Annotated in this window: 8 protein-coding genes; 4 read left to right on the top strand and 4 right to left on the bottom strand. The window is 68.0% G+C overall.

Annotated elements, in window-relative coordinates; genetic code table 11:
* Positions 1 to 103 precede the first annotated feature (103 nt).
* Both nifJ and GGD82_RS04980 read right to left on the bottom strand, forming a co-directional pair.
* Positions 104 to 3,727: a pyruvate:ferredoxin (flavodoxin) oxidoreductase gene (gene nifJ, locus GGD82_RS04975; RefSeq protein WP_150061943.1), complete on the bottom strand. Its 3,624-nt coding sequence runs from the start codon at positions 3,725 to 3,727 to the stop codon at positions 104 to 106.
* A gap of 85 nt (positions 3,728 to 3,812) precedes the next feature.
* The gene (locus tag GGD82_RS04980) at positions 3,813 to 5,456 is read right to left on the bottom strand and encodes an NAD(P)-binding protein (protein ID WP_211364739.1); all 1,644 of its coding nucleotides are present in this window, start codon (positions 5,454 to 5,456) and stop codon (positions 3,813 to 3,815) included.
* Between the two features lie 396 nt (positions 5,457 to 5,852).
* Here GGD82_RS04980 and GGD82_RS04985 point away from each other — a divergent pair, with 396 nt between their 5' ends.
* Positions 5,853 to 7,055, top strand: a complete 1,203-nt coding sequence (locus tag GGD82_RS04985) for an E22 family MetX-like putative esterase (RefSeq protein ID WP_170284243.1) — start codon at positions 5,853 to 5,855, stop codon at positions 7,053 to 7,055.
* 57 nt (positions 7,056 to 7,112) lie between these two features.
* On the opposite strand, the gene GGD82_RS04990 is transcribed toward GGD82_RS04985, so the two are convergent.
* Positions 7,113 to 7,325, bottom strand: coding sequence for a DUF3553 domain-containing protein (locus GGD82_RS04990; protein ID WP_375782114.1), 213 nt, complete (start codon positions 7,323 to 7,325; stop codon positions 7,113 to 7,115).
* Positions 7,326 to 7,589: 264 nt separating this feature from the next.
* Here GGD82_RS04990 and GGD82_RS04995 point away from each other — a divergent pair, with 264 nt between their 5' ends.
* Positions 7,590 to 8,237: a histidine phosphotransferase family protein gene (locus tag GGD82_RS04995; protein ID WP_150061942.1), complete on the top strand. Its 648-nt coding sequence runs from the start codon at positions 7,590 to 7,592 to the stop codon at positions 8,235 to 8,237.
* Between the two features lie 271 nt (positions 8,238 to 8,508).
* Positions 8,509 to 11,400, top strand: coding sequence for a hybrid sensor histidine kinase/response regulator (locus GGD82_RS05000; protein ID WP_150061941.1), 2,892 nt, complete (start codon positions 8,509 to 8,511; stop codon positions 11,398 to 11,400).
* Between the two features lie 191 nt (positions 11,401 to 11,591).
* Here the strand turns inward: GGD82_RS05000 and GGD82_RS05005 are convergent, their stop codons facing one another.
* Positions 11,592 to 12,452, bottom strand: a complete 861-nt coding sequence (locus GGD82_RS05005) for a branched-chain amino acid aminotransferase (RefSeq protein ID WP_150061940.1) — start codon at positions 12,450 to 12,452, stop codon at positions 11,592 to 11,594.
* Between the two features lie 144 nt (positions 12,453 to 12,596).
* Here GGD82_RS05005 and GGD82_RS05010 point away from each other — a divergent pair, with 144 nt between their 5' ends.
* The gene (locus tag GGD82_RS05010; RefSeq protein WP_150061939.1) at positions 12,597 to 14,495 is read left to right on the top strand and encodes an autotransporter assembly complex protein TamA; all 1,899 of its coding nucleotides are present in this window, start codon (positions 12,597 to 12,599) and stop codon (positions 14,493 to 14,495) included.
* The last annotated feature ends 1 nt before the right edge of the window (position 14,496 follow it).

Here is a 14,496-nt window from a genome sequence, read left to right on the forward strand (position 1 = left end):
CGAACGGCCGGGGTCAATTTGTCTTGGTATTTTGTCCGCACGCTCCCCGCCCCGGCTCGCCGCCCGCGGGGGCCGCAAACCGGGGTGTCGCCTTTCCGTCCGCTTACATTTGCCCGCGCGGTCCCTCGCGCGCCATCTCCTCGTACAGGTGGTACTTGGCCAGAACCTGCTCCTGCGCCTGCGCCATCAGGCGCCGCGCCGTGTCCGGATCGCTGACCGCCAGGGCACGATAGCGCAGTTCGTTCTGGGTGTAGGCGGACAGCGGCACGCGGGGGCGCGGGCTGTCCAGGATGAAGGGATTCTCCTCCGCCTCGCGAACGGCAGGGTTGTAGCGCAGCAACGGCCAGTAGCCGCTCTTGACCGCCAGGTCCTGCTGCTCCATGCCCCGGTCCATGGCGATGCCGTGGGCGATGCAGTGGCTGTAGGCCAGGATGAGCGACGGGCCGGGGTACTGCTCCGCCTCGCGGAAGGCGTTCAGCACATGCTGCGGGTTGGCGCCCATGGCCACGCGGGCGACATAGACGTTGCCGTAGCTGATGGCCTGAAGCGCCAGGTCCTTCTTGCCGACGCGCTTGCCGGCGGCGGCGAACTTGGCGACCGCGCCGACCGGAGTCGCCTTGGACATCTGGCCGCCGGTGTTGGAGTACACCTCCGTATCCATGACCAGGATGTTGACGTCGCGCCCACTGCCCAGGACATGATCGAGGCCGCCCGACCCGATGTCATAGGCCCAGCCGTCGCCGCCCACGATCCAGATCGAGCGACGCACCAGATGATCGACCACCGACAGCAGATGGCGGGCGTCGTCGTCCTCCAGCGACTCCAGCAGCGCGCGCAGCGTCTCCACCCGGGCGCGCTGCGCGACAAGCTCCGATTCCGTGCGCTGCGGCGCCTCCAGGATCGATGCCGCGAGCGACCGGCCGACCACGGGCGCCAGCCGCGCCAGCAGGTCTCGGGCCAGCCGGACGTGGTTGTCGGCGGACAGGCGGAAGCCCAGGCCAAACTCCGCGTTGTCCTCGAACAGGCTGTTGGACCACGCCGGACCGCGCCCGGTGTCGTCCACCGCCCAGGGTGTGGTGGGCAGGTTGCCGCCGTAGATCGACGAACAACCGGTGGCGTTGGCGACCTGAAGCCGGTCGCCGAAGAGCTGCGACAAGAGCCGAACGTAGGGCGTCTCGCCGCAACCGGCGCAGGCCCCGGAGAACTCGAACAGCGGCCGGAGGAACTGGGCGCCGCGCACGGTCGAAAAGTCCACCCGGGCGCGGTCGTTGACCGGCAGCGCCTCGAAGAAGCCCTGATGCAGGCTGACCTCATCCGCGATGCTGAGCTTGTCGACCATGTTGATGGCGCGGCGGTCGCCGCTGGACGGGTCGCGCACCGGGCAGACACTGACGCACAGCGCGCAGCCGGTGCAGTCCGCCGCCATGACCTGGAGCGTGAACCGCGTATCGGGGAAGCCGCGGGCATCGACCGTCGCCGACGGGAAGCCGGCGGGCGCGCCGTCCAGCCGGCCCTCGTTGTAGAACTTGGTGCGGATCACGGCGTGCGGACACACCATCGAACAGTTGCCGCACTGGATGCACAGATCCGGATCCCACCTCGGGATCTGCGTGGCGATATCGCGCTTTTCGTACTGCGTGGTGCCGCTGGGGAAGGTGCCGTCCGCCGGCAGCGCACTGACCGGCAGGGAGTCACCGCGCCCGGCCAGCATCACACCGGTCACGAACCGCAGGAAGTCCGGCGCGGTGTCCGGGATCAGGGCCCGCATGGGCGGCGCGTCCACATCGGCCGCCAAGGGCGGGATCGGCACCTCCTTCAGATGGGCGATCGCCATGTCGACGCCGGCGTGGTTCTTGCGGATGACCTCCTCGCCCTGACGCTTGTAGGTCTTGGCGATGGCGGCCTTGATTCGCTCAATGGCGATATGCGGCGGCAGCACGTTGGACAGCGCGAAGAAGCAGGTCTGCATGATGGTGTTGACCCGCCGCCCCAGACCAGCCTCGCGGGCGACGCTGACGGCGTCGATGGTGTGCAGCTTCAGGTTCTTCTCGCGGATCGTCCGGCGCATCTCCGCCGGCAGATGCCTCCAGGTTTCCTCGGGCGAATACGGGCTGTTCAGCAGCACGTCGGCGCCCGGAGCGGCGCGGTCCACGATGTCGATGGAGGTCACGAAGTTGAATTGGTGGCAGGCGATGAAGTTGGCGTGCTCCACCAGATACGGCGCCGTGATCGGACGTGGGCCGAAGCGCAGGTGGGACACCGTGCGGGAGCCTGACTTCTTGGAGTCGTAGACGAAGTACGCCTGGGCGAACCGGTCGGGGTCCGACCCGATGATCTTGATGCTGTTCTTGTTGGCGCCGACCGTCCCATCTGAGCCGAGCCCGTGGAAAATAGCGCGGACGGTATCGTCAGACTCGGTCGAATAGTCCGCTTCGTAGGGCAGGCTCAGGTGGGTCACGTCGTCGGTGATGCCCACGGTGAAGCGCTTTTTCGGCTCCGGCCGGGCGAGTTCGTCGAACACCGCCTTGGCCATGCCCGGCGTGAACTCCTTGGACGACAACCCATAGCGTCCACCGATGACACGCGGCATGGCCGCCATCGGCAGCGTGCCCGACGCGGCCGCCTCGGCCAAGGTGGCCAGCACGTCCATGAACAGGGGCTCGCCGAGGACGCCGCTTTCCTTGGTGCGGTCCAGCACGGCGATGGCGCGCGTGGTGGGCGGCAGCGCGTCGAGAAAGCGGGACTCGGACCACGGCCGGAACAGCCGCACCTGAAGCACACCCACACCCGCGCCGCTCTCGTTCATATGCGCGGCCGTGGTGGCCGCGGTCTCCACCCCGGAGCCCATGACGATGATGACGCGCTCGGCATCGGGGGCGCCGTGGTAGGTGAACGGCGCCAGCGGCCGACCGGTCGCGGCGGACACACGCTCCATGGCGCGCTCGACCACGTCCGGCATGCGGTCGTAATACGGATTCGCGGCCTCGCGCGCCTGGAAGTACACATCCGGGTTCATCGCGGTGCCGCGCACGAACGGTCGCTCCGGGCTCAGCGCCCGCAGCCGGTGCGCCCGCACAAGATCGTCATCGATCAGGTCGCGGATCACGTCGTCCGGGATCAGGTCGATCTTGTTGACCTCGTGCGACGTCCGGAACCCGTCGAAGAAGTGCACGATCGGCACCCGCCCTTCCAGGGTGGCGATCTGGGAGACCAGGGCGTTGTCGTGCGCCTCCTGCACCGAGGACGACGCCAGCATGGCGAAGCCCGTGGTGCGCGCGGCCATCACATCCTGATGGTCGCCGAAGATCGACAGAGCGCTGGTCGCCAGCGCGCGCGCCGCCACATGCACCACGCAGGCGGTCAACTCGCCGGCGATCTTGTACATGTTGGGCAGCATGAGCATCAGGCCCTGCGACGCCGTGAAGGTCGTCGCCAGCGAACCGGCCTGAAGCGCGCCGTGCAGCGCGCCGGCGGCTCCGCCCTCGCTCTGCATCTCCATGACATCCGGGATGGTGCCCCAGATGTTCGTGCGCCGTTCGCTGGACCATTGGTCGGCGAACTCCGCCATCGGCGAGGAGGGCGTGATGGGATAGATCGCGCACACCTCGTTGACGCGGTAGGCGATATGCGCGCACGCTTCGTTGCCGTCGATCATGACGCGCGTAACATCGGCGCGACCCTTGGCCAGTGGGGCCGTCGGGTGCGAAGGCGCAGTGGTATCGGGCATGGTCAGCCGTCCTCCATGACCAGGGACGCGCCGGCCGGCGCACGCGGCCTGAACGGCCGGCGCGCGACACGCGCGGCCCGGACCCTCAGTGATTCGGTTCCGGGATCATTTCGATCGCGTGGCAGGGGCATTGGTCGTGGCACACGCCGCAGCCGGTGCAGCGTTCCAGGTCGACCCGGTAGCCCTTGCCGCGCCCGAGCTTCTGAATGGCGTTCTCGGGGCAGGCCCCGTGGCAGCCATCGCACTCATAGCAGTTGCCGCACGACAGGCAGCGACGGGATTCGTAGTGCGCCTCCGGCCCGGTCAGGCCGCCCACCACCTCATCAAACCCCGAGGTCGCCTCGTCGACCGTCACATGAGGCTGCGCCCGTGGGTCCGCCTCCACGTAATACGGCACCTTCAGGTCCGCGAAGCTGACCCCCGGGTTGCGCGCCTTGGGCTGGTACAAGCCCCCGCGCAGCCACGTGTCGATGCAGCGGGCCGCCTGCTTGCCGTGGCCGACGGCGATGGTCACCGACCGCTCCGACGGCACCATGTCGCCCCCGGCGAACACCCCGGGCGCGCCGGTCATCATGCGCTCGTCGACCCGCACCGTTCCGTCCCGGTCGAAGCTCAGACCCGGCACGGAGCGCAGAAAGCTGGTGTCGGTATCCTGGCCCAGCGCCAGGATCAAGTCGTCCGCCAGGATCGTTTCCGTCTCGCCAGTGGGACGGGGACGGCCCCGGTCGTCGAGTTCCATGATCTCGACGGTCATGGCGGTTTCATCGAGGCTCTTGATCGCGCGCAGCCAGTGGATTTCCACGCCCTCGTCGAGCGCCTCCTGCGCCTCGAAATCGTGCGCCGGCATATGCTCCCGGTCGCGACGGTAGACGATCAGCGGCTCATGGCCGAGGCGCTTGACCACGCGAGCGGCGTCCATCGCCGTATTGCCACCACCGTAGACCGCGACGCGGCGGCCGAGGCGCGGGCGTTCGCCCGACTCGACGCTCTTCAGGAACGAGACCGCGTCCAGCATGGGCGCGGCGTCCCGAGCCGGAATCTCGACCCGCTTGGACAGGTGCGCGCCGACGGCGATGAACACGGCGTCGAACCGACCCGCCTGTCGTTCCGCTTCAAGATCGGTGACCTTGTGGTTCAGCTTCAGGTCGACGCCGAGGTCGAGAATGCGCTGGATTTCCCGGTCCAGCACGTCGCGCGGCAGCCGGTAAGCCGGAATGCCGAAGTGCATCATGCCGCCGGGGATCGGCCCCGCCTCGGTGATGGTGACGGCGTGGCCCCGACGCGCGAGGTGATAGGCTGCCGACAGGCCGCTGGGTCCGCCGCCGACGATCAGCACGCGCTTGCCCGTGACCTCCTTGGGCGGCTCGAACCGCCAGCCGCGCTCCAGCGCACAATCGCCCAGATAGCGCTCGACCGCATGGATGGACACACTCGCGTCGAGGTCCTTGCGGTTACACGCATCCTCGCACGGGTGATAGCAGACCCGGCCGTGCACCGCCGGCATCGGGTTGTCCTGGGTCAGGATCCGCCACGCGCCCTCGTCGTCGCCCGATTGGGCGAGGGCCAGCCAGGCCTGAATATTCTCCCCGGCGGGGCAGGCCTGATTGCACGGCGGCAGGTGATCGACATAGACGGGGCGCCGAACCCGTTCCGGGCCTGTCCGGCGCTCATGGCGCATATCCAACGGACGGGTCATGTCCGATGGGCGGTGAAGCGAGGCCTCTGACATGGAGCGTTCCTTCCCGTATCCCGAGCGACGCTCTTTTCGGCGCTTCGCCCGATCTTGGCGCTGCCCGGGGGGCGATGTAGGCCTTCCGGGTGGCGCGGCGCGGCCCATGGTACCCGAAACCCGCTCATGAAACAGGGGTGAATTGCGACCCAATGCAAATCGTTCGGGTTGGCGGTCCGGGTTTCGCAGGCGCAACCAGAGCACGATTATTGGCACACCCACGGCCTGCGAACGGGGCACATCCGTCAACCCTCGCGAAACCCATCGCTCCACTCTCCCTTGATGCGCCACCCCCTCTCTCGTCATGATGAAACACGCGGTCCCCGGGTGCACTGCAACCATGAAGGCCCGCGGGACCCAACACCCGATCACGTCATCGCGGGAGGACCGTCCCCCATGCCCAAGCCATCAACTCTCTCTTTGGTTGCCGCCGGCGCGCTCGCCGCTCTGATGCTCGCGCCGACCAACCCGGCCACCGCCTACGAGCCCCTGGTCGAGAAGCAGAGCATCACGATCCCCGCCTTCACCACGCAAGGCGGGGCCACCATCCCCGATATGACCCTGGGATGGGAGGCCTATGGGACGCTCAACGCGGCGCGCGACAACGCCGTGCTCATCACCCACTACTTTTCCGGAAACTCCCACGCGGCCGGGCGCTATGATGCCGACGACGCCGCCCCGGGCTATTGGGACAGCATTATCGGGTCCGGCAAGCCCATCGACACCGACACCTACTATGTCATCAGCATGGACACACCGGTGAACCTGGGCGCCCATGATCCGCACGTCATCACAACCGGCCCAGCCACCGTGAATCCGGACACCGGCAGGCCGTGGGGCATGGCGTTCCCAATCCTGACCATCCGCGATTTCGTGGAGACGCAGACGGCGCTGCTCGACACGCTGGGCATCACGCGGCTGCACGCCGTGATGGGGGCGTCCATGGGCTCGTTGCAGGCCTATGAATGGGCCTCCACCCATCCGGACCGCGTTGCGCGCGTGATCCCGGTCATCGGCTCCGGCTGGGCGGACGCCGACCTGATCGCCTGGCTGAACGTCTGGGGCGCGCCGATCCGCCTGGACCCGCACTGGAACGGCGGCGAGTACTACGACGGCGAGCCGCCGACGCGGGGCCTGGCCGAGGCGCTCAAGATCGTCACCCTGCACGCCCAGAGCCCGGAGTGGTCCAACGGACTGTTCGGCCGCACCTGGGCCTCACCCGATGCGAACCCGGCGGACAGCTTCGACAATCGGTTTCAGGTCGAGGCCGTTCTGGACGCTGCGGGCGCGGCGCGTGCCCGGACCTCCGACGCCAATCACTTCCTCTATCTGGCCAAGGCCAACCAGCTCTTTTACACCGGACACGGTGACAGCCTAGTGAAGGGCCTGCTCGATATCGAGGCCCCGGTCCTCATCATCCACACCAATGAAGACCTGATCTTCCCGGGCGACGCGGTGCGGGAGACGGCCACGCTCATCAAGAGCGACGGCACACCCGTGGACATCGTGGAGCTTCAGGGCACGCGCGGACACCTCGACGGTGTGCTGTCGATCGGTCAGGCCGGCGCAGCGATCCGCGCCTTCCTGACGGAGGAGTGAGCCCGGCCGCCCCCCCCGCGCCCATCGCCACAGGGCCCGGGCGCGCCGCCTGGTCGCTCACCCACGCGGAGGCCGTGCCTCTTCGATGACGTCGAGGGCGACGACCCCCGTGTTCAGCACCTGCTTACCCATGTGCTCGAAGTTCACCGTCACGCGGTCTCCGACAACCGACTGGACCTGCCCCACGCCCCAGTCGGGCTGCGATGCGAGCCGAACCCGTGCCCCCGGCGCGACAAACCCTGATCCCGTAACCAAAAGGCCCATGTCCATGGTGTCATCTCCTTGCTTCGGGTGGACCCCTCCAACGTCGGCACCGCCCCTCATGGGACCGGGCCCCCTGGTACGGGAACCGTCTGTCCCTGTGCCACCGGTTCCCGTGCCAGGCTGCCCAGGCGTCCGGGCGTCCTGTTTCAGTGCCATGACATCCGTACATATCTTTTGTGACATGGGAGCGGGGCGGCAGGATTGCCAGTCGCCGCCCCACCATCCGGATTTGTATGGTGGGGTGGGCTTACGCGGGTTTGGGGGAGAAGCATGACGAGCGAAGACCATACGCTTCGGCTTGCGCAGGGGCTGTGCACGCGGTTGTGCCATGATCTGGCCGGATCGCTGGGGGCGATCGGATCCGGCGCGGAGCTGTTGACCGAGGAAGGGGGTGCCGACCCCGAGGTCGTGGCCCTGATGGCGGACAGCGCCGCGGCGGCCACGACGCGCCTGCGCTTCCTGCGGGCGGTGCTGGGCGCGCCGTCCGGGCGCGGCCTGCTGCCGCACGAGGCCGGAACCCTGCTGGAGGCCCACATCGCCACACGCGGTGCCACGCTATCGCCCGCCCTGACATGGCATGTGCAGGGCCGCGGATCCGACGTCGAGGTCCGCCAGCGCGTGCAACTCCTGCTGAACCTCTGTCTCGTGGTTCTGGATGCGGCGCCCCGCTGCGAACAGCTCATGGTCGAGGATGCCGGCGGCGCCACCGCCACCATCGCGGCCACCGGGGTGGACACGCCGCAGACCACGCCGCTGGACGGCCTGAGCACGGGCCTGACGGGAGCGGAGCACCACCATGATGCGCGCGCGGTCCAGGCCACCTACGCCGGTGCGCTTGCGCGCTCCCTGGGCATCACTGTTCGGGTCGACATTGAACCCAGCACCCTTTCGCTGCATCTCGGCACGACGGATCAATAAGCGCCGATTCTCAACCGTACGGCGGTCCACTGGACGGTCCGCCGGGCATCTTTGTTTTCCCAGCGGCGACGGCCCATGGTATACAGACCCGACCTAGGACCGCTCCGGGTCGCATGAATGCACGACCGGGAACGCAGGATAGTTTGCATTCCAAACACCCCGTGACGACGCGACCGCGACACCAAAGAAACGGTGAGACCGGACCGGCGTTGCCCGGCGGTGTCCGTCCGGCCTGTCGGCCGGTATCCGGGCCATCCACGGGAGGATCCTCATGGACGATCTGCTCAGCGAATTCCTGACCGAAACGTCGGAAAGCCTTGCCACGCTCGATGTCGAGCTTGTCCACCTTGAGCAGAATCCCAACGACCGGGATATCCTCTCCAACATCTTCCGGCTGGTCCACACCATCAAGGGCACCTGCGGGTTCCTCGGGCTGCCCCGGCTGGAAAGTCTGGCGCACGCTGGCGAGAACGTGCTCGGCAAGTTCCGCGACGGGGAGTTGGAGGTCTCGGCCGATGCCGTGACCGTCATCCTGCACACCATCGACCGGATCAAGGACATCCTGAATCACCTGGAGCAAACGGAATCGGAGCCCGAAGGCACCGACCAGGACCTCAAGGACAAGCTGAACGCCCTGGCAGAAGGACGCACCGTCGAGACGGAAACGCTGGGCGCGCCGGCCACGGCCGCAGCTCCAACAGAGGGCGCGGCTCAGGCTCCGGCTCCGGAGGCCCCGACCACCGCAACCGGAACCGGCCCGGTCCTGGACGCCGACGGCTTCCCCGTGGCCGCCGAACTGCTGGCCGAGGTCGAACAAGCCCTGAACCAGGGCAAGCGCGCCGCCACGGAGGAAGAACTGGCGCGCGAGGCGGCGGAAGAAGCCGCGCGCGAAGCCGCCGCCCGTGCATCGAAGGCGGAGCGGGGCGTGCACGACGACCACGCCCCGGCCGAGGCCGACGCCGCGCCGGCCGCCGCGCCGAAACCGGAGGCCAAAAAGGCCGAACCGCCCAAGCCGGCGGTACCTGCCAAAACCGGTGCACAGGACCAGGGCGGCCCCGGCGAGGGCGCGAAGAAGGAATCCGTGGCCGCGCAGAGCATCCGCGTGAACGTGGAGCTTCTGGAAAAGCTGATGACCCTGGTCTCCGAGCTGGTGCTGACCCGTAACCAGCTTCTCCAGATGGTTCGGGGCAGCGACGACTCCGAATTCGCCGCGCCGCTGCAGCGCCTTTCCCACATCACGTCCGACCTGCAGGAAGGCGTGATGAAGACCCGCATGCAGCCGATCGGCAACGCCTGGGCGAAGCTGCCGCGCATCGTGCGCGATCTGGCCACGGAAATGGGCAAGAAGATCGACCTCCAGATGTACGGGGCCGACACCGAGCTTGATCGTCAGGTGCTGGAACTCATCAAGGACCCGCTCACCCACATGGTGCGCAACTCCGGCGACCACGGGCTGGAGTACCCGGATGAGCGCCTGGGCGCCGGCAAGGCCGAGGTCGGCATCATCAAGCTGAACGCCTACCACGAGGGTGGTCACATCATCATCGAGATCTCGGACGACGGCCGGGGTCTGAACCTGAAGCGCATCAAGGAAAAGGCGGTCAATAACGGCATCGCGACCGAAGCCGAAGTCGAGGCGATGACCGACCAGCAGGTCGCCCAGTTCATCTTCAAGGCCGGCCTGTCCACCGCCGAGAAGATCACCAGCGTCTCCGGGCGCGGCGTCGGCATGGACGTGGTCCGCACCAACATCGAGAAGATCGGCGGCACGGTCGAGTTGAAGACGTGGCCCGGCAAGGGCTCCACCTTCATCATCAAGATCCCACTCACGCTGGCCATCGTTTCCGGCTTGATCGTCGAAAGCTCCGGCGAGCGCTTCGCCATCCCGCAGATTTCGGTCCTGGAACTGGTCCGCGTGACGTCCAAGTCCGAAACCCGGATCGAGCGCATCAACCGCGCGCCCGTGCTACGGCTGCGCGACCGCCTGCTGCCGCTGACGTCGCTCGCCGTGCTGCTGCGCCTGGACGAGCATCTCGACACCATCGAGGACGAGGTGAAGGGCCAGGACGAAACCTTCATCGTCGTGACCCAGGTCGGGACCTACACCTTCGGCATCATCGTCGACCGCGTGTTCGACACCGAGGAAATCGTGGTCAAGCCGGTCGCTCCGATCCTGCGCCACATCAGCATGTTCTCGGGCAACACGATCCTGGGCGACGGCAGCGTGATCATGATCCTGGATCCGAACGGTATCGCCGGCGCGATCGGAGAGACGACCATGGGCAACGCCGGTGCGGCGGCGGAAGCCAAGGCGGCGCACGAGGCCCACAGCCGCGACGACAGCACCTCGCTGCTCATCTTCCGCGCCGGCTCCAACGAGCGCAAAGCCGTCCCGCTCGGTCTGGTCGCCCGACTGGAGGAGATCGAGCTGGAGAAGGTCGAGTACAGCTACGGCAAGCCGGTGGTGCAGTATCGCGGCCAGCTCATGCCGCTGATCGGCGTTGACGGTATGATGGGCATGAAGACCGAGGGGCGCCAGCCGGTGCTGGTGTTCTCCGACCGTGACCGGTCCATGGGCCTTATGGTCGACGAGATCGTCGATATCGTCGAGGAGCACCTGAGGGTCGAACTGAAGGCCGAGCAGATCGGGGTGATCGGCACCGCCGTCCTGGCCGGCAAGGCCACCGACATCATCGACACCGGCTACTACCTCACCCAGGCGTTCGGCGACTGGTTCGGCAGCCTGGACGGGCAGGCCGAACCGTCGGTGAGCGCCCGCTCGGTGTTGATGGTGGACGACAGCCCGTTCTTCCGCAACCTGCTGAGCCCGCTGCTGTCGGCGGCCGGGTATCAGGTGACGACGGTGGGGAGCGCGGCCGACGCCCTGGACCTGCACGAGCATGGGTCCATGTACGACGCCATCATCAGCGACATCGAAATGCCGGAAATGAACGGCTTCGAGTTCGCCGAGGCCGTCCGCGCGTCGGCGAACTGGGCGCACCTGCCGCTCATCGCCCTGTCCTCGCACGCGACCGAACAGGACCTGGAGCGTGGGCGCGATGCCGGCTTTGACGACTACGTGGCCAAGTTCGACCGCGATTCGCTGCTGATCTCGTTGCAGCAGATCATCAGCGAAAAGCTGGGCGAACCCTCGCGCGTCTGACGCGGACCGGTTCGGTCAAACCAAACAGAACGGGCGGGGGAGTGCCACACTCTCCCGCCCGTTCTGTTTCCTCTGTCGGCGCGGGGGCGAGAGAGCGAAACGGTCCGCCCTTTCGCCGATCCGTCTTGTGGCGCGAAAAACACGGCGGCGATGAGTCAGGCTCATCGCCGCCAAGTCTTACATATCACGTCTTACATACGATGCGTGCTCGGCAGACGGCCGTGCGCGAAATCCCAGTACAGGGCGCGCGCCCGGCGGGCGACCGGACCATAGCCCAGATCCCGGTGCTCATAGCGCAGCACGGGCATGACTTTCATGTGGTTGCCGGTCGAGAAGATCTCGTCCGCCTCCAGCAGTTCCGACGGGTCGATCTCGCGTTCCAGTGCCACCGCCCCGTCGAGGCGCAGCAGCTTCAGCACGCGCTGGCGCGTCACGCCGTTCAGGAACGTGCCACTGACGGCGGGCGTCGACACCACGCCGTCCTTGACCATGAACAGGTTCGCGGTGGCGAACTCCGCCACGTTGCCCCAGGGGTCGGTCATGACCGCGTTGTCGAAGCCCCGCGCCGCCGCCTCGCGCAACGCCCGCCCGGCCATGGGGTAGAGGCACGCCGCCTTGCAGTCGACCGGGGCCTGATCGGGCGCCGGCCGGCGGAAGGTGGACAGCCCCGCCGTGAAGCCCCCGGGTTCCTTCATCGGGTTCACGGCCAGGGTCAGCACGAACCGGGTGCTTGCGCCGTCCGGGGCCACCCAGCCCTCCTCGCAATAAAACAGCGGGCGGATGTACAGCGCCGTGCCCTCGGGGAAGCGGGCGATGCCCTCCCAGGCCAGCCGCTCGATCTCGGCCGCGTCCACCGGCGGCTGCATGCCCATGCGAATGGCGGACTCCACGGCGCGCTGGCAATGCAGGTCCAGGTCCGGCGCCACGCCCTCGAACGCCCGCGCGCCATCAAATATGATGGACGACAGCCAGGTCGCGTGCGACAGCGGACCGAGGATCGGCGGATTTCCCTCCAGCCACGCGCCGTCGATGTAATTCCACGCCTGGGTCATCGTCCCCGATCTCCTTGTATCGCGGGGTCGCGCCGCCCGACCGGGACCGGCGGACTTCCTGAGAAAAGACTGCCTCCGGTGTAGTATGGCGTGCTCCCTGACCGCAAGTGTCATGGGGTGCGGGACGTGCTATGCAGGATCGTCATGGCAAGACGACAGAGATACACAGGCAACAGCGGCTGGTTCGGTTGTCGCGGCACACACGTCGGCGTCGCTGCGCTCGCGGGGCTGCTGGTGGCGGCCGCGCCGGCGCTCGCCCAAAGCCCCGATCAGACGCCGGACGCCGCGGCCGAGAGCACGCCGGAGCCCACCCCGCCCCCCGGCCCGCGTGTGCCGTACACGGTCGATCTGACCATCGCGGAGCCTGTCGAGGGCGTGGACCTGAAGGGCTCCATCCAAAATGCCTCCGCCCTGGTCGACCTGCGCGACGAGCCGCCGGCCACCCGGCTGGGCCTGCGCCGCCGCCTGGATTCCGATCTCGACACGGCCCGCTCCGTGCTGCGCTCCGAAGGGTTTTATGACGGCACCGTCAGCGGCTCCATCGACGACGGCAGTCCGGCCCGAGTCGGCATCGCCGTCACCCCGGGGCCGCGCTACGCCATCGCCGAAACTCAGGTGGCCTACCGCGACCGCGCCACCGACACCGCCGCCCTGCCCACCACGCTCGCCCCGCTGGGCCTGAACCCGGGCGATCCCGCGCGCGCCGAAGCCGTCCTGACGGCGGAGCGCGATCTGGTCGAGCGGCTACGGCGGGAGGGCCGCCCGTTCGCGGAGGCCGCCGACCGCCGGGTCGCGGTCAATCACGCCCGCCGCACCATGATCGTGCAGATCGAGGTTCAAGCCGGGCCGCCGGCCACCTTCGGCGCCGTTGAGTACGAGGGCCTCGACCGGGTCGAGCGGGACTTCCTGGACGACCTGGTGCCCTGGCGCGCGGGCACGGTGTTCGACACCCGCGAACTTGACCGGTTCCGCAACGCCATCCTGACCACCCGGCTGTTCGATTCCGTCACGGTCCGGCCAGCGGATGCCCCCGAGCAGGACGGCCGCCTGCCCGTGCGGGTCACGGTCGCGGAATCGCCGGCTCGGTCGATCGGCGCGGGCCTGCGCTACTCCACGGACGACGGTCCCGGCGCGCGTGTGTTCTGGGAGCACCGGAACCTCTTCGGCCGGGCGGAATCGCTCCGGTTCAACCTGGACGGCTCACCCACGGCGCAGACGGCCGAAGCCACGTTCGACAAGCCCCGCTTTCTGCATCCCGATCAGTCGCTGCGTCTTGCAACGGAAGTCGAGCGCTCCGACCGCGATGCCTACACCGGTGTCACCGGCGAGGTGGGCGCCAGCCTGGAACGGGAACTGTCGGACACATGGCGCGCCTCGGTCGGGACCACGCTCGATTATGCCGATCTGAACGACCAGCTCGGCGGGCGGGACAAGAGCCTGCTGATCGGGCTGCCGGTCGGGGTCGCCCGCGACGACACCGACGACCTGCTGAACCCAACGGAAGGCAGCCGCGTCGCCCTCGCCTTCACCCCCTACGCCGGGCAGATGGAGGATGCGACGATCACCTTCGGCGTGCTGGACGCCACCGGATCCGCCTACTACGCACCGCTCGACAGCGACCGGGTGGTGCTGGCCGGACGGGCGCGGGCCGCCAGCCTGTTCGGTGCCGACACCCCCGACGTGCCCGCCAACAAGCGCCTGTACGCAGGTGGCGGTGGCTCCATTCGGGGTTACGGGCATCAGATGGTCGGCCCGCTGGATGACGACGGCGACCCGATCGGCGGCCGCTCCGCCCTCGAACTCGGTTTGGAGGCCCGCATCAAGATCACGGAGAGCATCGGCATCGTCCCCTTCCTTGACGCCGGCACGGTCACGGACTCCCCGATGCCGGATTTCGACGAGGGCGTGCAGTTCGCCGCCGGCCTCGGCGCCCGGTATTACACCGATTTCGGCCCCCTGCGTCTGGACATCGGGGTGCCCCTGAACCCACGTGATGCAGACGATTTCCTTCAGGTCTACATCAGTCTGGGACAGGCGTTCTGAT

It is taken from the genome of Roseospira marina (genome assembly GCF_014197855.1).
Taxonomy (GTDB): domain Bacteria; phylum Pseudomonadota; class Alphaproteobacteria; order Rhodospirillales; family Rhodospirillaceae; genus Rhodospira; species Rhodospira marina.

Bases quoted from the DNA above. Each gene is read 5' to 3' on its own strand.
- GGD82_RS04995 (WP_150061942.1), top strand. From the start codon at position 7,590: ATGACGAGCGAAGACCATACGCTTCGGCTTGCGCAGGGGCTGTGCACG.
- GGD82_RS05010 (WP_150061939.1), top strand. From the start codon at position 12,597: ATGGCAAGACGACAGAGATACACAGGCAACAGCGGCTGGTTCGGTTGT.
- GGD82_RS05000 (WP_150061941.1), top strand. From the start codon at position 8,509: ATGGACGATCTGCTCAGCGAATTCCTGACCGAAACGTCGGAAAGCCTT.
- nifJ (WP_150061943.1), bottom strand. From the start codon at position 3,727: ATGCCCGATACCACTGCGCCTTCGCACCCGACGGCCCCACTGGCCAAG.
- GGD82_RS05005 (WP_150061940.1), bottom strand. From the start codon at position 12,452: ATGACCCAGGCGTGGAATTACATCGACGGCGCGTGGCTGGAGGGAAAT.
- GGD82_RS04980 (WP_211364739.1), bottom strand. From the start codon at position 5,456: ATGTCAGAGGCCTCGCTTCACCGCCCATCGGACATGACCCGTCCGTTG.
- GGD82_RS04990 (WP_375782114.1), bottom strand. From the start codon at position 7,325: ATGGACATGGGCCTTTTGGTTACGGGATCAGGGTTTGTCGCGCCGGGG.
- GGD82_RS04985 (WP_170284243.1), top strand. From the start codon at position 5,853: ATGCCCAAGCCATCAACTCTCTCTTTGGTTGCCGCCGGCGCGCTCGCC.